Below are 19,460 nucleotides of genomic sequence, written 5' to 3'. Positions count from 1 at the left end.
GGCCTTTTGTATTTTGGGGTCCACGAGCAAAGCGCCTGCGCGCTTTGCGGGAGGGACGAGAAAGTCCGGCCTTGCAAGGCCGGACGGGGTCGCGGAACGTGACCGAGGTCCTCCATGGGCAGCAAACAAAAAAGGCCGAATGATGAAAATCATTTAGCCTTTTTTGTTTTTTGGCTTCAAGAAAAATAGGGGCAAGACATCATCGCCTCCCCTCTATTTTCTTACCCCCTCAAACGGAACACGCTCACGGTCTCGCTCAGCCCTGCTGCCTGCTCCTGCATCTGCCGCGCCGCCGCGGCTGCCTGTTCCACCAGCGCCGCATTCTGCTGGGTCGCTTCGTCCATCAGGTTGATGGCCTGGTTGACCTGTTCGATCCCGTCACTCTGCTCCTGCGACGCCGAGGTGATTTCGGCCACGATGTCGGTCACGCGGCGCACGCTGGCCACCACCTCTTCCATCGTCGCACCGGCCTGCTCGACCAGCCTGCTGCCCGCCTCCACCTTGCCCACCGAGTCGCCGATGAGTTCCTTGATCTCCTTGGCCGCGCTGGCAGAGCGCTGCGCCAGCGTGCGCACTTCGGAGGCGACCACCGCAAAGCCCCGCCCTTGCTCACCCGCACGCGCGGCTTCCACGGCGGCGTTGAGCGCGAGGATATTGGTCTGGAAGGCGATGCCATCGATGACCGCAATGATGTCCACGATCTTGCGCGAGGAATCATTGATCGAGCCCATCGTGGCCACCACTTCCGAGACCACCGAACCGCCCTGTACCGCCACCTCCGATGCCGACACCGCCAACTGATTGGCCTGGCGTGCGTTGTCGGCGTTCTGCTTCACGGTCGAGGTCAGTTCTTCCATCGCCGACGCGGTCTCTTCCAGCGAGCTGGCCTGCTGCTCGGTGCGATTGGACAGGTCCAGGTTGCCATCGGCGATCTCGCTGGAAGCCGTGGCGATGGTATCCGTGCCCTGGCGTACCCGGGTGACGATGCCCACCAGGTTGTCATTCATTTCCTTGAGTGCGCGCATGAGCTGGCCGGTTTCGTCCAGGCTGCGCACCTCGATCTGGTTGTCCAGGTGGCCGTTGGCCACACGGCTGGCCACGTTGACCGCCTTGTGCAGCGGTGCCGTGATCGACCGCGTGATGGCCCATGCCAGCGCCACGCCCAGCAGCAGTGCCACTGCGCCCAGCACGATCATGAGCGTGCGCGCATTGCGGAAGAGACTGTCAATTTCCGCAGTCTGGTTCTTGATGCGGTCGGACTGCATCACGGCCAGCTTGTCAATGGCGGCCAGATAGACGCGCGTACTCGGCAGCAGCTGCTCGTCCACTGCCTTGCGAGCGCCCTCTTCGTTGCCCGCCTCCTTTTCCTTGAAGACCTGCGCATTGGCCGCCAGCACCACCTTGCGGCGTTCGTTGATCTCGGCCAGGGCAGCGCGCCCGGCGTCATCGGTGATCAACTCTTCCATGCGCTTGACCAGCTCATTGTTCTTGCTGATGGTGGCGCCGATCTCCTGCTTGTAGAACTTCTGCTGTTCGACATCCGGATTCTTGGCCGCGGCCACGATGCGGCCGACGTTGAGTTCGATGGACCGATAGAAGGTAATGACCAGCCTTTCCTTGACCAGTGCATCATTGACCATCGTGTCGTTGAGACTCCCCACCGCCTGCAGCCGCCCCACGCCAATGGCGGTAATCAACAACATCAAACCCAGAACCGCGGCAAAGCCCAGCCCCAGCCGGGCGCCGATCGTCATTTTCTTCATTGTTTCCCCATCTCCCATTGCACGAGACGCATGCGGATCGCAGCGCCCTCCCTCGTTCTCCGCATCGTATGCGGATGCGTCATTATCGGCCAGACGATAGCCCCCTTGAGATGCGACGGGTCAAATCGATGAAAATCTTTTATCATTCACACGAACGCTACCAATCAGTAGCCACCGCCGGAATGTGATCCCGCTGGCCCCGCGGGGCGAAGACCAACCCATTGAAGAAGAACACCAACGCAATGCCCCAATTCGACAAGTCCCTGGTCTGGTTCCGCCGTGACCTGCGCCACACCGATCATGCCGCCCTTTACTACGCACTCTCGCAGAGCCAGTCCGTGTGGTGCGTGTTCGTCTTCGATACCGACATTCTCGATGCGCTCAAAGCCGAGGGTGTCGAGCAGGATCGCCGCGTTGATTTCCTGCTGGCCAGCGTGGCCGAACTGGACGAGGCGCTGCGCAAGGCCGGCGGCGGGCTGATCGTGCTGCACGGAGCGGCCGCCAGGTGCATTCCGGAACTGGCTGCCGAACTGGCGGTGCAGGCGGTCTTCGTCAACACCGACTACGAGCCCGCCGCAGTGGAACGCGATGCGGCGGTCGACAAGGCCCTGAAAAAACATGGCGCGCAATTGCTGAGCTACAAGGACCAGGTGATCTTTGAAAAGGATGAGGTGCTGACCCAGTCCGCCAAGCCCTTCTCCGTTTTCACCCCTTACAAGAATGCGTGGATGGCCAAGCTGGCCGCCGCCGGTGGCGACTTCTATCTCAAACCCTATCCGGTCGAGAACTACTTCAAGGCCCTGGCCAAACCGCCGGGCAAGGCGCACCACGGATTGCCTTCGCACAAGGCACTGGGCTTCCACCCCAGCAATTTGCAGGCACTGAAGATTCCTACTGGCATGTCCGGTGCCCAGGCCCTGCTGGAGGACTTCCTGGGCCGCATCGGTGCCTACGGCACGGCGCGCGATTTTCCGGCAGTGAAGGGTCCGTCCTATCTGTCGATCCACCTGCGCTTCGGCACGGTCTCCATCCGCACGCTCGCGCGGGCTGCGATGCAGGCCATGCATGCGGGCCAAGGCGCGGCCGGTGCGGCTGTGTGGCTGTCGGAACTGACCTGGCGCGATTTCTATTTCATGATCCTGCACCACCATCCGCGCGTGACCGCCAAGGCCTTCAAGCCCGAGTACGATGCGATCAAATGGGAGCACGGCAAGCATGCCGAAGAGCTGTTCGCCGCCTGGTGCGAGGGACGCACCGGCTATCCGCTGGTGGATGCGGCCATGGCCCAGATCAACCAGACCGGCTACATGCACAACCGCCTGCGCATGGTGGTGGCCAGTTTCCTCACCAAGGACCTGGGCATCGACTGGCGCTGGGGTGAGAAATATTTCGCGATCCATCTCAACGACTTCGACCTCTCGGCCAACAATGGCGGCTGGCAGTGGGCATCGTCTTCAGGCTGTGATGCGCAGCCCTACTTCCGCATCTTCAATCCGGTCACGCAATCGGAGAAGTTTGATCCGGACGGCAAGTTCATCCGCCGCTATCTGCCGCAACTGGCCAAGCTTTCCGACAAGCGCATCCATGCGCCGTGGACGGCCACACCCGATGAGCGCATGTCGGCCGGCGTGACGCTGGGGACGAACTATCCGCGCCCTATCGTCGACCATGCCGAGGCGCGTGAACGCACGCTGGAACGCTATGCGGTGGTGAAGAAGACGGAGAAGACCGAATAAGCGCACGCTCCGCATCAAGAAAAAACGGACCCACGGGTCCGTTTTTGCATGCGGCCAGCCGCTTATTCCGACATCACCGGCTCCACCTTCTTGTCCTGGTCAAAGCGGATCGGCGGCACGCGCCTTACCATCCACAACCCCACCAGCGCGGCCACGATGGCAATGGCGATGCCCATGTGAATGGCCCCGACCAGCGCCTCGCGCGCCGCTTCCAGCAAGGCCGAACCGTCATGCCCGGCCTGCATCAGCTGGGCCAGCAGCACCGACTGGATGTCATGATTGACCAGCACTTCGGGATCGCTGAAGTCCTTGAGCCACTGCGCCGCGTGATCTCCTTCCAGGGCCTTCTGCACGCCTGCGCCATACATCTGGCTCACCAGCGTGCCGGTGATGGCCGTGCCCAGCATGCCCCCGATCATGCGCAAGGACTGCAGCAAGGCGGTAGCGATACCCAGGTGCTCGCGTGCAGCGGCCTGCTGCGCAAATACGGTGAGATTGGGCAAGACCAGTCCCAGCCCGAAACCACCGGCCAGCATCACTGTCAGCAAAAAACCATTGCCGGTGGTGCGATCACACAGCACCACGCCGAGACAGGAAGCAGCAATCAGCGCAAAGCCCAGGTTCATCATCAGGTTGGGATTGGGAATGCGCGTGATGATACGGCCATTGACGATGCTGGCCACGGTAATACAGGCCACCAGCGGCGTGATGAGCAGCCCCGCTTCACGCGGGCTCAACCCGAATCCGCCCTGGAACAGCAACGGCGCATACATCAGCAGCGAGAACATGGCAAAGCCCGCCAGCACCGACAAGACGAACAGGCTGGCCAGCGCCTTGTCGCGCATCATCTCGAAGGGCAGGATGGGCTGCGCGGCGCGCTGCTCCCACTTCCACAAGGCGTAGAAGGCCGCCACCGACACGGCCAGCAACACCAACATGCCGCCCGTGATGCCGCGCTTGGGCAGCAGTTCCACCAGCAATTGCAGGCTGCCCAGCGACAGTGAAATCAGCAGCGCGCCGGGCCAGTCCAGCCGCATCTTGCCGGCGTGTTGCATGTGGCGGATATGCGGCACGAAGCGCCAGACGAAATACAGCGACAGCACGCCGATGGGCAGGTTGCAGTAGAACACCCAGCGCCAGCCCAGCCCTTGCGTGAGGAAGCCGCCCAGCGAAGGACCGACAGCCGTGGCAATGCCGAAGGAGGCCGACAGGATGATCTGCCAGCGCAGCCGCACGCGCGGATCCGGAAACAGGTCAGCGATGGAAGCGAAACAGGTGCCCACCAGCATGCCCCCACCGATGCCCTGCAGCCCGCGCGCAAGCACCAGGAACAGCATGCTGTTGGCCATGCCGCACAAGGCGGAAGCGCCGACGAACACGACGATGGACGCAATCACGAACGGCTTCCGCCCAAAATAATCGCCGAGCCGTCCGAAGATGGGCACGGTAATGACCGAGGTCAGCAGATAGGCTGTGGCGACCCAGGCATAGAGATCGAAACCTTTCAGTTCAGCCACGATGGTCGGCAGGGCGGTGCCGACGATAGTCTGGTCCAGGGCCACCAGCATGATGACGAAGCAGATGCCCAGCGTGGCCAGCAGGGATTCGCGGAACGGCAGGACTTGGCCGCTGGAGTGGGCGGCGTCGGTGTGTAGGGCCATGTGCGGAGGATGAATATCCGAAGTTGCGCGTGTGCGCCAATCCGACATTCTAGCGCCGCATGGCATGGCTTGCCCTGCGTGCTACAGCAGCAGTTCGTAACGCTGCTCGTTGAGCTTGACGCCCCAATGCGAGCCGATGCGCTCCTCGGCCAGCACGAATCCGTGGCGCTGGTACAGGTTGTGCGCGGCGTGCAAACCTTCGAAGGTCCAGAGATAAATCGATGGAAAATCACACTCCGCGCAGAAACGGATCGCCTCGGTCAGCAGGGCATCACCCACGCCGCGACCGCGCAGTTTTTCGGAAGAGATGAACCAGCGCAGCCACGCGCCTTGCTGCTGCGCATGCTGGCCGTCGATGGTCAGCGAACCTTCGACGCGGCCGTGTACGGTGGCGGTCCAGAAGCCATCGCGGCTGTCGTCGTAGCGGCTCATGAAGGCCGCCAGTTCGGTGGCGATGCGGGCTTCGAAATACACGCCGAAGCTCCAGTTTTCGGTGTAATACGCCGCGTGCAGCTCGGCTACACGCCCGATGGCGCCTGGCAGATAGCCGCGCCGGATGTGGATGTCGTCCATGGCTTGCCTCCCCGAAATGGGCGGCGCCGGCCGTGGCACCACCCGGCTCGCCAGCGGCGGCCGGGCAGCGTGCGGCACGATCAGTCGCCAGCGATGGTCATGTTTTCCAGCAGGATGGAACCCGTTTCCTTGGTGCCGCGAATGAGCGTGTCGTTACCCACGGCCACGATCTGGCGCAGCATGTCCTTCATGTTGCCCGCGATGGTGATTTCTTCCACCGGATACTGGATCACGCCATTCTCGACCCAATAACCCGAGGCACCACGCGAATAGTCACCCGTCACGTAGTTCACGCCCTGCCCCATCAGCTCGGTCACCAGGAGGCCGGTGCCCATCTTCTTCAGCATGCCCTTGAAGGTATCGGCCTTGGTGGTCAAGTCAGAGCGCAGCGTCAGGTTGTGCGAGCCGCCGGAGTTGCCGGTGGTCTGCATGCCCAGCTTGCGGGCAGAATACGTCGACAGGAAGTAGCCCTGCACCACGCCATCCTTGATCACCTCGCGCTTTACGGTGCGCACGCCTTCTTCATCGAAGGGCGCGGAGCCCACACCGCCGACCACGTGCGGATCTTCCAGGATCTGGATGTGCTCGGGGAAAACCTGCTGACCCAGCGAATCGAGCAGGAAGGTCGACTTGCGATACAGCGCACCGCCCGACACCGCTTGTACAAAGGCCCCCAGCAGACCCGCTGCGAGCGGCGCTTCGAACAGCACCGGGCATTTGCGGGTCGTGAGCTTGCGCGCGTTCAGGCGGGCCAGCGCACGTTCGGCAGCGTAGCGGCCGATGGCTTCGGGCTTGGCGAGTTTCTTCGGATCGCGTTTGGACGAATACCAGTCATCGCGCTGCATGCCCGCGCCCTTGCCGGCGATGGGCGCGACCGAGATGGTGTGGCGCGAGAACGGATAGCCGCCCATGAAACCACGGCTGTTGGCCGCGATGAAATGCGAGTGCTGCACGTAGACGCCAGCGCCTTCGCTGTTGGTAATGCGCGGGTCGGTCTCGAGGGCTGCGGTTTCGCAGCGTTGGGCCAGCGCCACAGCTTCTTCGGCGGAAATATTCCACGGCGAAAACAGTTTCAGGTCGCGCGGGGCCATTTCCAGCATCTCGGCGTCGGGCAGGCCGGCGCAGTCATCGATGGCGGTGAAGCGTGCGATGTTGTAGGCGGCCTCGACCGTTTCCTTCAATGCCTGCTGCGAGAAATCCGAGGTGCTGGCGTTGCCGCGCCGCACCTGGCGGCCTTCTCCGAGGAACACGGTCACGCCGATGCCCTTGTCCTTGTTCTGCTCGATGGTCTCGATCTTGCCCTTGCGCACCGCTACCGACAGGCCGCTGCCCTCGCTGATATCGACGGCGGCGTCCGAGGCGCCCTTGTCCCGGGCATAACGCAGGACATCCTGCGCCAACTGCTTCAACTGGTCCTGACTGTGCGTGAATGGGGTATCGCTCATGAGCCTGTTTTCTCTGAAATGCGGGTAAAACGGTTATCATAGCAGCCGTTAAGCTTTATTTCTCGAAGTCACGATATGCCCAATGCCAATCGCGGTGCTGTCGGATTCCAATCCAGCGAATTCGAACAGGAATACGACCGCCCCTCCAAGTCCCAGCTCAAGCGCGAGATGGATGCCCTGCAAAAGCTCGGCGAATCGCTGGTCAATGAACCGCGCGACCGCGTCAAGCGCGTCCCCATGCCCGAAGACGTGCGCGACGCCATCCTCGAATGCCAGCAGATCAAGGACCACGAAGGCCGTCGCCGCCAGATGCAATACGTGGGCAAGAAGATGCGCACGCTGGAAGCCGACGAGATCGCCATCATCCAGAAGACCATCGACAGCTGGCACGGTGCCTCCAAGGCCGAAACCGCCGCCATGCACGCCCTGGAACGCCGCCGCGAAAAGCTGCTGGCCGATGACCAGGCGCTGACCGAACTGCTGAACCGCCATCCCGACGTCGACGTGCAGCACATGCGCACGCTGATCCGCAATGCCCGCAAGGAGCAGGCGGAAAACAAGCCGCCCAAGGCTTACCGCGAAATCTTCCAGATCCTCAAGCAGTTGCAGGCCCAGGCTGCGCGCGCCAAGAGCGAAGCCGCCGAGGATGAGACCGACGAGCAGGATGACGATGAGCGTTGAGGCTGTAACGCCCGTCGCCCGCGAGGTGCTGCGCGTCGGGCTGGTCTCCATCTCCGACCGCGCCTCCGGTGGCGTCTACCAGGACCAGGGCATCCCGGCCCTGCAGGAATGGCTCACCAAAGCGCTCACCAGCGCTTTTGAAGTCGAGACCCGCCTGATCCCAGATGAACGCGCACAGATCGAACAGACCCTGGTGGAACTGGTCGATGTGGCCCGCTGCGACCTGGTGCTGACCACGGGCGGCACCGGTCCGTCGCGCCGCGATGTCACGCCCGAAGCCACGCTGGCCATCGGTACCAAGGAAATGCCAGGCTTTGGCGAACAGATGCGCCAGATCAGCCTGCAGTTCGTACCGACCGCGATTCTCTCGCGCCAGGTCGCCGTCATCCGCGAGACCGACGGCCATGCCGCGCTGGTGCTGAATCTGCCCGGCCAGCCCAAGTCCATCCGCGAAACACTGGAAGGATTGAAGGATCAGGACGGCAAGGTCAAGGTGCCCGGCATCTTCGCCGCCATCCCCTACTGCATCGACCTCATCGGCGGCCCTTACATCGAAACCGACGAGAGCGTCTGCAAGGCCTTCCGTCCCAAGTCGGCAATCCGGCCCGCAAGCAAGTAACAGCATCTCAGCGGCCCGCACCACGATGCGGGCCTGCCCTCCCCTCAGTTCGGACACTTCCCCTCATCCGGCCCTCCGCACAGCGTGGCCGCATTCAGCAGATCCAAATACTGTTGCAACGCTGCCGGCGAGATCCGGTAGGGATACTGCCTGAACGCGTTTTCGGTCGGCGGACGCCAGCTGAACTGCACCACGAACAGTTGCTGCTTGCCCTGATACACCGCCAGTACAGTTCCCTCGCCATAGGGCGCAACTGGCCCGGTACGGTCGCAGAAGCCGCCGCTGACAGAGACGGGAATATTGTTGGTGCTGCCATCCTTTTGCGCCATCGCCACGAAGCGGCCCGGGCAATTGCGCTGGGCTCCCTGCATCACTTCAGTCAGGGCCACCTGTGCCACGGTCAGGTTGCGCGCCTGGATGTTGGCGACCAGTCCGGCATCGGGATAGCCACGGCGCTGCACGCCCATGTAGCCCTCGCGCCAGGAGTCGTGCGCTTCGTTGGGCGGCAGGAAATCGACCACGTAATTGCCGTCAGGATCGCCGTCCATGTAGGCCAGCCGCCAGCCCGGCGGAGGCGAGATCATCAGGTTTTCGCCGCGCGGCTGGAACAATCGGCCTTCGGCTTCAGCATGGCCGGCCAGGGGTGCCATGGCCAGCAGGAAGGCCAGCAGCGGGGCCAGCAGGCGATGCGATGGGATGCACTTCATGGGTTTTCCTTTTGCAGCGCCGCCATCGCGGCGGCGTTCATCGTATGATGTGAGCCTATTGCAGCACAGACGCTGCGCATGACCACGGGCAAGGCCGTATTGTGCTCCCGCGCCGGGACAGACACAAATGCCGCGCCCCGCCCTTTCATCCACCGACCGCAACAGGAACCGCACGCTTATGTCCGCTCCCCTCGAAACGATACAGATCGATACCGCCCCCAACCCCACTGCCTCCGTCATCTGGCTGCACGGCCTGGGTGCCGATGGTTCGGACTTCGTGCCCATCGTGCGCGAGCTGGACCTGTCTGGCTGCCCGCCCATCCGCTTCATTTTCCCGACCGCGCCGACCATGCCGGTCACCATCAACGGCGGCTACGTGATGCGCGCCTGGTACGACATCTTCGCGCCCGACCTGGTCCGCCGTGAGGACGAACCCGGCCTGCGTGCCTCGCAGGCCGCCATCGAAACACTGATCGCACAAGAGCGTGCACGCGGCATCCCCTCCGAGCGCATCGTGCTGGCGGGTTTCTCGCAAGGCTGCGCCATGACCTTGCAGACCGGCCTGCGCCACCCGGAGCGCCTGGCCGGCCTGATGTGCCTGTCCGGCTATCTGCCGCTGGCCGCCACCATCGAGGCCGAACGCCACGGTGCCAACCACGACACCCCCATCTTCATGGCCCACGGCACCATGGATCCGGTGGTGGTGCTGGAGCGCGCCGTCAAGTCGCGCGAATTGCTGACCCAGCTGGGCCACAAGGTCGAGTGGCATGACTATCCGATGCAGCATTCGGTGTGCGGCGAAGAAGTCGAGGATATCGGGGCGTGGCTGACCAAGGTCCTGGCCTGAGTCCGAGCGCTCTACACCAGCAACTGCAATCGCAATGACAACGCCCCCGCACGATGCACTCGTGCGGGGGCGTTGTCGTTTTCCCTGCGCAGTGTTACGCGCAGGGCAGCCTTGCAATTACTTGAGGCGGAACTTCAGTTCCTCGCCCGCTTGGCGCATCGCGGTCTGCACGGCAGGCACCTTGGCCAGTACGTTCAGCAGGCCGAAGTCGTGGATCATGCCGTTGTAGCGCACGCTGGTCACGGCCACGCCGGCGGCTTGCAGCTTGCGGCCATAGGCCTCGCCTTCATCACGCAGCACGTCGTTTTCGGCGGTCTGGATCAGGGTCGGCGGCAGGCCGGCCAGTTGCGCCGGGGTCGCATTCAAGGGCGAGGCGGTGATTTCCTTGCGCTTGGCGGCGTCGGTGGTGTAGCTGTCCCAGAACCACTTCATCATGTTCTTGGTGAGGAAGTAGCCATTGGCGAACTGGTTGTAGGAAGCCGTTTCGAAGTTGGCATCGGTCACCGGCCACAGCAGCACTTCCGAACGCAGGGCGGGGCCGCCCTTGTCCTTGGCCATCAGGGCCACGACCGCAGCCATGTTGCCACCGACGCTGTTGCCGGCCACGGCCAGGCGTTTGCCATCGACCTTGATTTCCTTGCCGTGCTCGGCCACCCACTTGGTGGCGGCATACGCCTGGTTGATGGCCACGCCGTAGCCGGCTTCCGGCGACGGCGTGTAGTTCACGAACACGGCCACCGCACCGGAATTGGCCACCAGGTCACGCACCAGGCGTTCGTGGGTCGGGAAGTCGCCCAGCACCCAGCCGCCGCCGTGGAAGAACATGAAGGCCGGCAAGGTCTTGGTCACGCCTGCCGGACGCACGATGGTCAGCTTGATCTGCTGGCCGTCGGCGGTGATGGTCTTTTCCGACACGTCCGCCTTGGGCAACTCCAGCTTCACGCTGGCTTGCGCACCGACCAGCACGGCGCGCGCATCCTCCGGCGAGAGCTGTTCCAGGGGCTTGCCACCGCCGGCCTCCAGCGCCTGCAAGAAGGATTGGGTGGTCGGTTCCACACCGGCATCACCGGCGGCATAGGCATTGCCAAAAACCAGGCCGATGGCGGCGACGGCGGCGAGTTGCTTGAACGAGGTCATGATCTTCTTCCTTTTCTCTAATCTCAGATGAGCGAATCGGTGGATTCACCGGGTAAGTGCTGCGAGGGAACTGCGTACTTGTTGCTGTGCTGCCTGGTACTGCGGTACTGCACCGGCCGTTGGCGGCCAGGAAAACTGTCGACACCACGATAAAACTAAAATCCTATTAAATAGCAAACTACTTAGTTGACGCTATTGGCTCTGCGTATAACGACCGCTCGGAGGGCGGGACAATGCCGCCATTCCATTCCATTCCGTCTGCCGATGCCGCTTATCTGGCATTGTTGCGAGCAATCCAGCAACTATATAAATCACTATTTGATAGTGCACTATATATTTGACTTTCAAAAAGGGACTTGGCCCGGTCGCCGCATCCCTTCAATCTGCCCTGCTCACTCGCCCGTATTCTTGTGCAAGCGCGCACGCAAGGCCATCAATTCTTCCTTCATCGCGGTCAGTTCCGCCGCCGTCGACTCGGTTGCCCGCAACACTTCACGGGGCAGTTCCACCGCCTGTTCGCGCAGCTTGTCACCTTCTGCAGTGAGCGAGATGACAACCTGCCGTTCATCGCTGGCCGCGCGTTCCCGGGTCACCAGGCCCTGCGCTTCCATGCGCTTGAGCAGCGGGGTCAGCGTGGCTGAATCCAGCACCAGGCGTTCACCGATATCGGACACCGTCAGCTGGTCCTGCTCCCACAACACCATCAGCACCAGATACTGCGAATAGGTGATGCCCATGTTGCGCAACAGCTTGCGATAGAGCTTGCTCATCGACAGCGAAGTCGAGTACAGCGCAAAACACAACTGGGCATCCAGCAGCGGGGCCGATTTGCGTTTGTCTGTTTTCGAATTCATGCAGCGCAGTTTAGCGAGGCCAAAATTAAATAGCAAGCGATTTAATCAAAATATTTACGCTTGGCCGTCGCCACTTCGCCACGCCCCTTCCGCGGGCGGACTGGGCCGCGATTGCGCACCATCGCGAAGCAGGCCTGCACTGGCACGATGAATGATGAGCGTTGCAGGCTATTTCCCTCTTTGCAGCCATCCGGCGGGAGGCCCGCCCCGCCTGCATTCCCGGCTGCTGATACCGCCTGGCCGACTGACGCGAAGCTGACGCCATGGCACGCTTCCTGCATGTCTTCTTCGTTGTATACATTGACGTATCCGTGCTTGCCTTCACCGTGTCCATCGCCTAAGCTGGCCCGATGGCCGTGGCAGGCGGGCTTGCCGTCCAGGCCGGTTGCGCTCGATCCGTGATGACTTCTGAAAGGAAAAACGAATGAACCAGCGTGTCTCCCGTTTCCTGCTGTCCGCGATGTCCTCGGCCGTGCTGGCCGCCTGTACCCTGCCCGCCTGGGCGGTGACGCTCAATATCTCGCTGGACGCCGACCCCGGCAAGCTCGACCCCACGCAGTCCTCCATGCTCAACGAGCGCATCGTCTACCAGAGCATCTTCGACAAGCTGGTGGACCTGGATGGCGAGGGCAAGATCATCCCCATGCTGGCCGAGCGCTGGACCGTGTCCGAGGATCAGAAAACCTACACGCTGTATCTGCGCAAGGGCGTCAAATTCCAGGACGGCACGCCTTTCGATGCCAAGGCGGTGGAATTCAACCTGCTGCGCGGCCAGGAGAAGACCTCCCTACGCCGCAATGAACTGAAATACGTCACCAAGATCACGGTGGTCGATGAGCACACCGTCAAGCTGGACCTGTCCACGCCTTTCGCGCCCTTCCTCTCCATCCTCACCGACCGCGCCGGCATGATGTCGTCACCGGCCGCCGTGAAGAAATACGGAGAAGACTACGTCAACCATCCGGTCGGCACCGGCCCCTTCGTCTACGAAGGCCGCCTGAAGGGTGCCACCATCACGCTCAAGAAGAACCCCGAGTACTGGCGCGCCGGCCTGCCCAAGGTGGATGAAGTGGTCTACAAGATCATGCCGGACGTCAATGTAGCCTTCAACAACCTGCGCAGCGGCCAGGTCGACATCAGCAACCGCTTCCCCTACAAGGAAATCACCAACGTCCCGGCCAACGCCAGCTACACGGTGCTCAACAAGCCGTCGCTGGGCTTCCGCGGCTTCTACATGAACACCGGCAAGCCGCCCTTCGACAAGAAGGAAGTGCGCGAAGCCGTGGACATCCTGATCGACCGCAACGCCATCGCCAAGGTGGTCTACAACAACGCGGTGGCCGCCGGCCATTCGCCCTTCTCCAAGGCGCAGTTTGCCAATGGCCCCAGCGACGTGCCGCCCAAGGTCGACGTGGCCCGCGCCAAGGCCCTGCTCAAGGCCGCCGGCAAGGAAGGCGGCTTCAGCTTCAAGCTGACCCTGCCGACCACGCCCGATGAATTGCAGGTCGGCCAGATGATCCAGGGCATGCTGCGCCCGGCCGGCATCACCGTCACGCTGGAGAAGACCGAACTGGCCACCCAGATCGAGGCCGGCAAGACCGGCAACTTCGAAGGCCTGTTCGTGGGCTGGAGCGGCCGTCCCGATCCGGACCAGAACATTTATGACTTCGTCACCACCAACGGCTCGCTGAACTATTCGCACTTCGGCGCCAAGGAAGTGGACGACCTGTTGCAGCAGGCCCGCGTGGAAGGCGACCAGGCCAAGCGCAAGGCGCTCTACGACCAGGCCATGGCGATCCTGGTCAAGGAAGTGCCCTACGTCTACACCGTGCATGACAACGTGCTGTTCGGCATCGCCAAGTCGGTCAAGGGCTTCCAGTACGTGCCCGATGGCGTGATCCGCACTGCGACTGTATCCAAGTAAGTCTCATGGCCACGACGATCAAGCTGCCCAAGCTGGCCCGGCGCCTGCTGCTGTCGGTCCCTACCTTGCTGCTGGTGAGCATGGTGGTGTTTTCCCTGCTGGCGGTGCTGCCGGGTGATCCGGTGGCCGCCATCCTCGGCATGGAAGCCACGCCGGAAGCGGCCGCCGCCCTGCGCCTGAAACTGGGGCTGGATGATCCGCTGCTGGTGCAGTACGGGCGCTGGCTGTGGGCCGTGCTGCATGGCGACCTCGGCCGCTCCTTCATCGACAACACCCCGGTCGCCGATGCCTTGTGGCAGCGCCTGCCGGTGACCATCGAACTGGCCATCGGCAGCTTCCTGGTGGCCGTCGTGATTGCGGTGCCGGCGGGCATCCTGTCGGCAGCCCGTCCGCGTGGCTGGGCCAATGCCATCGGCACCCTGATTGCGCTGTTCGGCATGTCGGTGCCGCACTTCTGGCTGGGCATGCTGTTCATCATCCTCTTTGCGGTCAAGCTGGGCTGGCTGCCGGCCTCGGGCTTCGTGCCGTTGTCGGTGGACTGGCACGCCAACCTGATCGCCATGATCATGCCCATGGTCGTGACCGGCCTGCGTGAATCGGCCATCCTCATGCGCATGGTGCGCAGCAGTTTGCTGGAAGTGCTCAACGAGGATTACATCCGCACCGCCTTCTCCAAGGGCCTGCGCGACTGGCAGGTGGTGCTGGGCCATGCGCTGCGCAATGCCATGATCCCGGTGGTTACGGCCAGCGGCCTGATGGTCTCGGGCATGCTGGGCGGACTGGTCATCACCGAAAGCATCTTCGGCATTCCCGGCATGGGCAAGATGATCGTCGACGCCATCTTCCAGCGCGACTACGTGACTGTACAGGCCGGTGTACTGGCCGCCACCGTCATGGTGGTCATCGTCAACCTGTGCGTGGACCTGCTCTACAGCGTGATCGACCCGCGCATCGCCCGCTGAAGTCTGCCCAACGCCTCCAACCATGACGTCTCCCGACATGAACTCTCCCTCCCCTGCGCAGGTCCTGCCGGCGCTGCCCCGCTGGCGTACCCTGCGCCGCTTCAGCCGCAACCGTCTGGCGGTGATCGGTGCGGTGATCATCACTGTACTGGTACTGTTGGCCATCACTGCACCGGTACTGGCCCGGTACGATCCCATCTTTGACCAGGACTACGGCAACCTGCTGTCTGGCCCCAGCGCCGAGCACTGGCTCGGTACGGATGACCTGGGCCGCGACATCTATACCCGCATGCTGTACGGTTCGCGCATCTCGCTGCAGGCCGCGCTGATCTCGGTCGGGCTGGCCTTTTCACTGGGCGTGCCCATCGGCATCGTCAGCGGCTACTATCGTGGCGCGGTCGATGCCATCGTCATGCGCGTGGTCGATGCGCTGCAGGCCTTTCCTTCGCTGATCCTGGCGCTGGCCCTGGCCGCCGCGCTGGGGGGCGGTTTCTACAATGCCATGGTGGCCGTCGGCATCGGCTTCACCTCGTCCTTCGTACGGCTGGCGCGCGGGCAGGCCATGACCATCCGCAACCTCGACTACGTGATGGCGGCACGCTCCATCGGTGCCGGGCACCTGCGCATCATGTGGCGCTATATCCTCCCCAATTCGCTGGCGCCCCTGGTGATCCAGGCCACCTTTGCCATGGGCACGGCCATCATCGCCGAAGCCGGGCTGTCCTATCTCGGCCTGGGGGCCAAGCCGGAAGATCCGAGCTGGGGTTCCATGCTGCACATCGCCCAGGGCTACCTGAACACCACGCCGATGCTGGCCATGTGGCCGGGGCTGGCGATCTTCCTGGTGGTGCTGGGTTTCAACCTGCTGGGCGATGGCATCCGTGAAGTGTTCGATCCCAAACTGAGCCGCTGAGGAACCGCCATGCTCACCATCGACAATCTCAAGATCGAATTCCTCAGCCACGGCCGCCGCGTTGCGCCCGTCGATGGCGTTTCCTTCGCACTGGGGCAAGATGAAACCGTGGGCCTGCTGGGTGAATCCGGCTGCGGCAAGAGCGTCACCGCCCTGTCCATCCTGCGCCTGTTCCCCATGGCCAGCCAGGCCAGGCTGTCGGGTGCGATCCGCTTTGGCGAGCGCGACCTGCTGCAGGCCGATGATGCCACCCTGCGCAGCATCCGCGGCAAGGAGATCGCCATGATCTTCCAGGAGCCGATGACCTCGCTGAACCCGCTGCATCGCATCGGCGAGCAATTGGGCGAGATGCTGCGCATCCACACCTCTCTGCCGCGCCAGGAGATCGACGCCAAGGTCGTCGCCATGCTGGAACGCGTGGGCCTCTCGCGCGCGGCGCAACTGGTGGACGAATATCCGCACAGCCTCTCCGGCGGCATGCGCCAGCGCGTCATGATCGCCATGGCCTTGCTGTGCCAGCCGCGCCTGCTGATCTGCGATGAACCGACGACTGCACTGGACGTGACCATCCAGGCGCAGATCCTCGACCTGATGCGCGACCTCAAGCGCGAGCAGAAGACCTCCATCCTCATGATCACCCATGACCTCGGCGTAGTGGCCGAAATGTGCCAGCGCGTAGTGGTGATGTATGCCGGCCAGGTGGTGGAGCAGAGCAGCGTGGAAGATCTTTTCGACCGCCCCGCCCATCCTTATACGCATGCACTGATGCGCGCACGACCGGCGCTGGATGCTACGCCCGGTGCGCCCCTGACCGCCATCCCTGGCAGCGTGCCGCCGCCCGGCACCGTCACGCACGGCTGCCGCTTCGCCGCTCGTTGCGCGCGCGCCCAGGACATCTGCCGCCAGGAGATGCCGGTACTGGAACATCTGGGTGATGGCCACAGCGTGCGCTGCTGGTATCCGCATTGAAGGTATAGAAGGCCCGATCATGACGACACTTCCTCCCCTGCTCGAAGTCCACGGACTGAAAAAATATTTCGCTTCCGGCAGCAGCACCGTCAAAGCCGTTGACGATGTCTCCTTCAGCCTGGCTGAAGGCCAGACCCTGGGCCTGGTCGGTGAATCCGGCTGCGGCAAGTCCACCACCGGGCGCAGCGTGCTGCGCCTGATCGAACCCAGCGAAGGCAGCGTGCGCTTCATGGGCCAGGAACTGACCCTGCTGCCCGAGGGCCAGCTGCGCACCATGCGCCGTCACATGCAGATGGTGTTCCAGGACCCGTATGCCTCGCTGAACCCGCGCATGACCATTGGCGAAGTGCTGGAAGAACCCTTGATCGTGCACAAGCTGCACGACCGCGCCACCCGCAAGCGCAAGGTGGCCGAGGCACTGGAGATGGTCGGGCTCAACCCGGCCTGCGCGGCGCGCCATCCGCATGAATTCTCCGGTGGCCAGCGCCAGCGCGTAGGCATTGCCCGCGCCATCATCACGCGGCCCAAGCTGGTGGTGGCCGATGAAGCCGTGTCGGCCCTCGATGTCTCGATCCAGGCGCAGATCCTGAATCTTCTGCGTGAGTTGCAGCAGGAGCTGGGGTTGACCTATCTTTTCGTCTCGCACGACCTGGCCGTGATCCGCCATGTCAGCGACAGCATCGGCGTGATGTATCTCGGACGCATGGTGGAATCGGGCACATGTGAAGAGGTCTACACCCGGCCGCGCCATCCCTACACGCAGGCGCTGCTGTCGGCCATTCCACGTGAACATCCGCGCCAACAGCGCGAGCGCATCATCCTGCAAGGCAGCATCCCCAACCCGGCCGCCCCGCCTTCGGGCTGTCATTTCCACCCGCGCTGCCCGTCCTGCATGGAGGTGTGCAAGACCGAAGCACCGCCTGCGGTCAAGGTCAGTGCCACCCATACCTTAGCCTGCCACCTGAGCCGGCCCGAGCTGACGCTGCGACCGACGTAATACGCAAGCCAACCGATAAAATACGCCCCTGAACCAAGAACGAGAGACCGCCATGCCCGCCTTCCCCGACTTCAGCAGCAACCACTATCCCTACTTCTCGCGCCGCAGCGCCGTCTATGCCCGGCGCGGCATGGTGGCGACCTCGCAACCGCTGGCCGCGCAGGCCGGGCTGGAAGTCCTGCAGCGCGGCGGCAATGCCATCGATGCGGCCATCGCAGCCGCTGCCGCATTGACGGTGGTGGAACCGACCGCCAACGGCATCGGTGGCGATGCCTTCGCGCTGGTCTGGCATGGCGGCAAGCTGCATGGCCTGAACGCCAGCGGCCCGGCCCCGCAATCGATCTCCGCCGACAAGCTCACCAGCGCTGGCCTGAAGGACGTACCCAAGTACGGCGCCCTGCCCGTGACCGTGCCCGGCACGCCCAGTGCCTGGGCCGCCATGGCCAAGCGCTTCGGCAAGCTGGCGCTGACTGATTCCATGGCCGGTGCCATCAGCCTGGCGCGCGAGGGCTTCCCGGTCTCCCCGATGGTGGCGCATGCCTGGCAGGTGGCGCAGCAGAACTTCAGGCGCGAGTTCAAGGAGCCGCATTTCCAATCGTGGTTCGATACCTTCTGCATCGATGGCCAGGCACCGCAAGCCGGCCAGCTGTGGCGCTCGGCGGGCCATGCTGCCACCCTGCAGGCGATTGCCGAAGACAATGCCGAGGGCTTTTATCGCGGTGCCCTCGCGGAAAAGATTGCCGCCTTCCTGCAGCAGGCCGGCGGCTACATGCAGGCCTCTGACCTGGCCGCATTCCAGCCGGAATGGGTGGACCCCATCGGCATGAATTATCGCGGATATGACGTTTGGGAAATCCCGCCCAATGGCCACGGCATGGTGGCCCTGATGGCGCTGAATCTGCTGAAGGCTTACGACTTCTCCGAACGCGACACGCTGGCGACCTACCATCGCCAGATCGAAGCCATCAAGCTGGCCTACGCCGATGGCCTGGCGCATATCGCCGATCCCGCGCACATGAAGGTGACGGTGGAGCAATTGCTCTCGGACGCCTATGCCGACGAACGCCGCAAGCTGATCGGCCCGCGCGCCACGCTGCCGGTGGCAGGCGACCCTTCGCGCGGCGGCACCGTGTACCTGTGCACGGCCGATGCCGAGGGCAACATGGTGTCCTTCATCCAGAGCAACTACATGGGCTTTGGCTCGGGCCTGGTGGTACCGGGCACCGGCATTGCGCTCCACAATCGCGGCAACAATTTCACGCTGGAAGCCGGGCATCCCAATGTGCTGGCACCGGGCAAGCGTCCGTATCACACCATCATCCCCGGCTTCATGACGCGCAATGGCCAGGCCGTCGGCCCCTTCGGTGTGATGGGCGGTTTCATGCAGCCGCAGGGCCACGTGCAGATGGTGATGAACACGGTCGACTTCGGCCTCAACCCGCAGGCCGCGCTGGATGCGCCGCGCTGGGAATGGGAGAAAGGAAACAAGGTCAGCATCGAACACAGCACGGCCGAACATCTCTTCCGTGGTCTGGGCGGGCTGGGTCATGAAGTGGCGTGGTCGGGTAACCAGCTGGGCTTCGGCCGTGGCCAGATCATCTGGCGCAATGATGAAGGCGTGCTGTGCGGCGGCACCGAACCGCGTACCGATGGCAGCGTGGCTGCCTGGTAA

17 protein-coding genes are annotated in these 19,460 nt (G+C 63.2%); 10 read left to right on the top strand and 7 right to left on the bottom strand.

Annotation, left to right across the window (positions count from 1 at the left end; translation table 11 throughout):
* Nucleotides 1-221: 221 nt before the first annotated feature.
* Nucleotides 222-1,763, bottom strand: a complete 1,542-nt coding sequence (locus J2X56_RS22220; RefSeq protein WP_409025224.1) for a methyl-accepting chemotaxis protein — start codon at nucleotides 1,761-1,763, stop codon at nucleotides 222-224.
* Nucleotides 1,764-2,005: 242 nt separating this feature from the next.
* On the opposite strand from J2X56_RS22220, the gene J2X56_RS22215 reads away from it, so the two are divergent.
* Nucleotides 2,006-3,499 (top strand): deoxyribodipyrimidine photo-lyase, encoded by a 1,494-nt coding sequence (locus J2X56_RS22215; protein ID WP_310162732.1) that lies wholly within the window; start codon nucleotides 2,006-2,008, stop codon nucleotides 3,497-3,499.
* A 62-nt stretch (nucleotides 3,500-3,561) separates the two neighbouring features.
* Here the strand turns inward: J2X56_RS22215 and J2X56_RS22210 are convergent, their stop codons facing one another.
* The 3 genes from J2X56_RS22210 to pmbA all read right to left on the bottom strand — a co-directional run bounded on the left by J2X56_RS22210 (nucleotide 3,562) and on the right by pmbA (nucleotide 7,178).
* Nucleotides 3,562-5,160, bottom strand: a complete 1,599-nt coding sequence (locus J2X56_RS22210; RefSeq protein ID WP_121039382.1) for an MDR family MFS transporter — start codon at nucleotides 5,158-5,160, stop codon at nucleotides 3,562-3,564.
* Between the two features lie 81 nt (nucleotides 5,161-5,241).
* Nucleotides 5,242-5,733: a GNAT family N-acetyltransferase gene (locus J2X56_RS22205; protein ID WP_051057585.1), complete on the bottom strand. Its 492-nt coding sequence runs from the start codon at nucleotides 5,731-5,733 to the stop codon at nucleotides 5,242-5,244.
* Nucleotides 5,734-5,813: 80 nt separating this feature from the next.
* The gene (pmbA, locus tag J2X56_RS22200) at nucleotides 5,814-7,178 is read right to left on the bottom strand and encodes a metalloprotease PmbA (protein ID WP_034335393.1); all 1,365 of its coding nucleotides are present in this window, start codon (nucleotides 7,176-7,178) and stop codon (nucleotides 5,814-5,816) included.
* Between the two features lie 75 nt (nucleotides 7,179-7,253).
* Here pmbA and yjgA point away from each other — a divergent pair, with 75 nt between their 5' ends.
* On the top strand, nucleotides 7,254-7,859 hold the full coding sequence (yjgA, locus tag J2X56_RS22195; RefSeq protein ID WP_310162723.1) for a ribosome biogenesis factor YjgA: 606 nt from the start codon (nucleotides 7,254-7,256) through the stop codon (nucleotides 7,857-7,859).
* Entirely contained in the window at nucleotides 7,849-8,478 is a 630-nt protein-coding gene (gene mog / locus J2X56_RS22190) for a molybdopterin adenylyltransferase (RefSeq protein WP_310162721.1), read from the top strand. The genes yjgA and mog overlap by 11 nt, the downstream gene beginning before the upstream one ends.
* Before the next feature lie 44 nt (nucleotides 8,479-8,522).
* On the opposite strand, the gene J2X56_RS22185 is transcribed toward mog, so the two are convergent.
* Complete coding sequence (locus tag J2X56_RS22185; RefSeq protein ID WP_134135146.1) at nucleotides 8,523-9,185, bottom strand: hypothetical protein; 663 nt, start codon at nucleotides 9,183-9,185, stop codon at nucleotides 8,523-8,525.
* Between the two features lie 178 nt (nucleotides 9,186-9,363).
* On the opposite strand from J2X56_RS22185, the gene J2X56_RS22180 reads away from it, so the two are divergent.
* Nucleotides 9,364-10,032, top strand: coding sequence for an alpha/beta hydrolase (locus J2X56_RS22180; protein WP_209568336.1), 669 nt, complete (start codon nucleotides 9,364-9,366; stop codon nucleotides 10,030-10,032).
* A 117-nt stretch (nucleotides 10,033-10,149) separates the two neighbouring features.
* On the opposite strand, the gene J2X56_RS22175 is transcribed toward J2X56_RS22180, so the two are convergent.
* Together J2X56_RS22175 and J2X56_RS22170 are read right to left on the bottom strand one after the other, a co-directional pair.
* Nucleotides 10,150-11,169 (bottom strand): alpha/beta hydrolase, encoded by a 1,020-nt coding sequence (locus tag J2X56_RS22175; RefSeq protein WP_209568338.1) that lies wholly within the window; start codon nucleotides 11,167-11,169, stop codon nucleotides 10,150-10,152.
* 392 nt (nucleotides 11,170-11,561) lie between these two features.
* On the bottom strand, nucleotides 11,562-12,023 hold the full coding sequence (locus tag J2X56_RS22170; protein ID WP_039786512.1) for a MarR family winged helix-turn-helix transcriptional regulator: 462 nt from the start codon (nucleotides 12,021-12,023) through the stop codon (nucleotides 11,562-11,564).
* A gap of 424 nt (nucleotides 12,024-12,447) precedes the next feature.
* On the opposite strand from J2X56_RS22170, the gene J2X56_RS22165 reads away from it, so the two are divergent.
* The 6 genes from J2X56_RS22165 to J2X56_RS22140 are packed head-to-tail and all read left to right on the top strand — an operon-like array spanning nucleotide 12,448 to nucleotide 19,460.
* Nucleotides 12,448-13,947: an ABC transporter substrate-binding protein gene (locus J2X56_RS22165; protein WP_209568340.1), complete on the top strand. Its 1,500-nt coding sequence runs from the start codon at nucleotides 12,448-12,450 to the stop codon at nucleotides 13,945-13,947.
* Between the two features lie 5 nt (nucleotides 13,948-13,952).
* Nucleotides 13,953-14,909 (top strand): ABC transporter permease, encoded by a 957-nt coding sequence (locus tag J2X56_RS22160; RefSeq protein ID WP_034337542.1) that lies wholly within the window; start codon nucleotides 13,953-13,955, stop codon nucleotides 14,907-14,909.
* Nucleotides 14,910-14,946: 37 nt separating this feature from the next.
* A complete protein-coding gene (locus tag J2X56_RS22155; RefSeq protein ID WP_245202165.1) occupies nucleotides 14,947-15,822 on the top strand; it encodes an ABC transporter permease in 876 nt (291 codons plus the stop codon).
* Between the two features lie 9 nt (nucleotides 15,823-15,831).
* Nucleotides 15,832-16,791: an ABC transporter ATP-binding protein gene (locus tag J2X56_RS22150; RefSeq protein WP_310162703.1), complete on the top strand. Its 960-nt coding sequence runs from the start codon at nucleotides 15,832-15,834 to the stop codon at nucleotides 16,789-16,791.
* Nucleotides 16,792-16,810: 19 nt separating this feature from the next.
* Nucleotides 16,811-17,788: an oligopeptide/dipeptide ABC transporter ATP-binding protein gene (locus tag J2X56_RS22145; protein WP_310162701.1), complete on the top strand. Its 978-nt coding sequence runs from the start codon at nucleotides 16,811-16,813 to the stop codon at nucleotides 17,786-17,788.
* A gap of 52 nt (nucleotides 17,789-17,840) precedes the next feature.
* A complete protein-coding gene (locus J2X56_RS22140) occupies nucleotides 17,841-19,460 on the top strand; it encodes a gamma-glutamyltransferase family protein (RefSeq protein ID WP_310162699.1) in 1,620 nt (539 codons plus the stop codon).

It is taken from the genome of Herbaspirillum sp. 1173, assembly GCF_031455335.1.
Classification (GTDB): Bacteria; Pseudomonadota; Gammaproteobacteria; order Burkholderiales; family Burkholderiaceae_D; genus Herbaspirillum; species Herbaspirillum huttiense.
This window is presented reverse-complemented; position numbering and strand designations above follow the sequence as displayed.

Bases quoted from the DNA above. Each gene is read 5' to 3' on its own strand.
- J2X56_RS22210 (WP_121039382.1), bottom strand. From the start codon at position 5,160: ATGGCCCTACACACCGACGCCGCCCACTCCAGCGGCCAAGTCCTGCCG.
- J2X56_RS22165 (WP_209568340.1), top strand. From the start codon at position 12,448: ATGAACCAGCGTGTCTCCCGTTTCCTGCTGTCCGCGATGTCCTCGGCC.
- J2X56_RS22145 (WP_310162701.1), top strand. From the start codon at position 16,811: ATGACGACACTTCCTCCCCTGCTCGAAGTCCACGGACTGAAAAAATAT.
- J2X56_RS22175 (WP_209568338.1), bottom strand. From the start codon at position 11,169: ATGACCTCGTTCAAGCAACTCGCCGCCGTCGCCGCCATCGGCCTGGTT.
- J2X56_RS22185 (WP_134135146.1), bottom strand. From the start codon at position 9,185: ATGAAGTGCATCCCATCGCATCGCCTGCTGGCCCCGCTGCTGGCCTTC.
- J2X56_RS22160 (WP_034337542.1), top strand. From the start codon at position 13,953: ATGGCCACGACGATCAAGCTGCCCAAGCTGGCCCGGCGCCTGCTGCTG.
- J2X56_RS22150 (WP_310162703.1), top strand. From the start codon at position 15,832: ATGCTCACCATCGACAATCTCAAGATCGAATTCCTCAGCCACGGCCGC.
- J2X56_RS22170 (WP_039786512.1), bottom strand. From the start codon at position 12,023: ATGAATTCGAAAACAGACAAACGCAAATCGGCCCCGCTGCTGGATGCC.
- J2X56_RS22215 (WP_310162732.1), top strand. From the start codon at position 2,006: ATGCCCCAATTCGACAAGTCCCTGGTCTGGTTCCGCCGTGACCTGCGC.
- yjgA (WP_310162723.1), top strand. From the start codon at position 7,254: ATGCCCAATGCCAATCGCGGTGCTGTCGGATTCCAATCCAGCGAATTC.
- J2X56_RS22155 (WP_245202165.1), top strand. From the start codon at position 14,947: ATGAACTCTCCCTCCCCTGCGCAGGTCCTGCCGGCGCTGCCCCGCTGG.
- pmbA (WP_034335393.1), bottom strand. From the start codon at position 7,178: ATGAGCGATACCCCATTCACGCACAGTCAGGACCAGTTGAAGCAGTTG.
- mog (WP_310162721.1), top strand. From the start codon at position 7,849: ATGAGCGTTGAGGCTGTAACGCCCGTCGCCCGCGAGGTGCTGCGCGTC.
- J2X56_RS22205 (WP_051057585.1), bottom strand. From the start codon at position 5,733: ATGGACGACATCCACATCCGGCGCGGCTATCTGCCAGGCGCCATCGGG.
- J2X56_RS22140 (WP_310162699.1), top strand. From the start codon at position 17,841: ATGCCCGCCTTCCCCGACTTCAGCAGCAACCACTATCCCTACTTCTCG.
- J2X56_RS22180 (WP_209568336.1), top strand. From the start codon at position 9,364: ATGTCCGCTCCCCTCGAAACGATACAGATCGATACCGCCCCCAACCCC.
- J2X56_RS22220 (WP_409025224.1), bottom strand. From the start codon at position 1,763: ATGAAGAAAATGACGATCGGCGCCCGGCTGGGGCTGGGCTTTGCCGCG.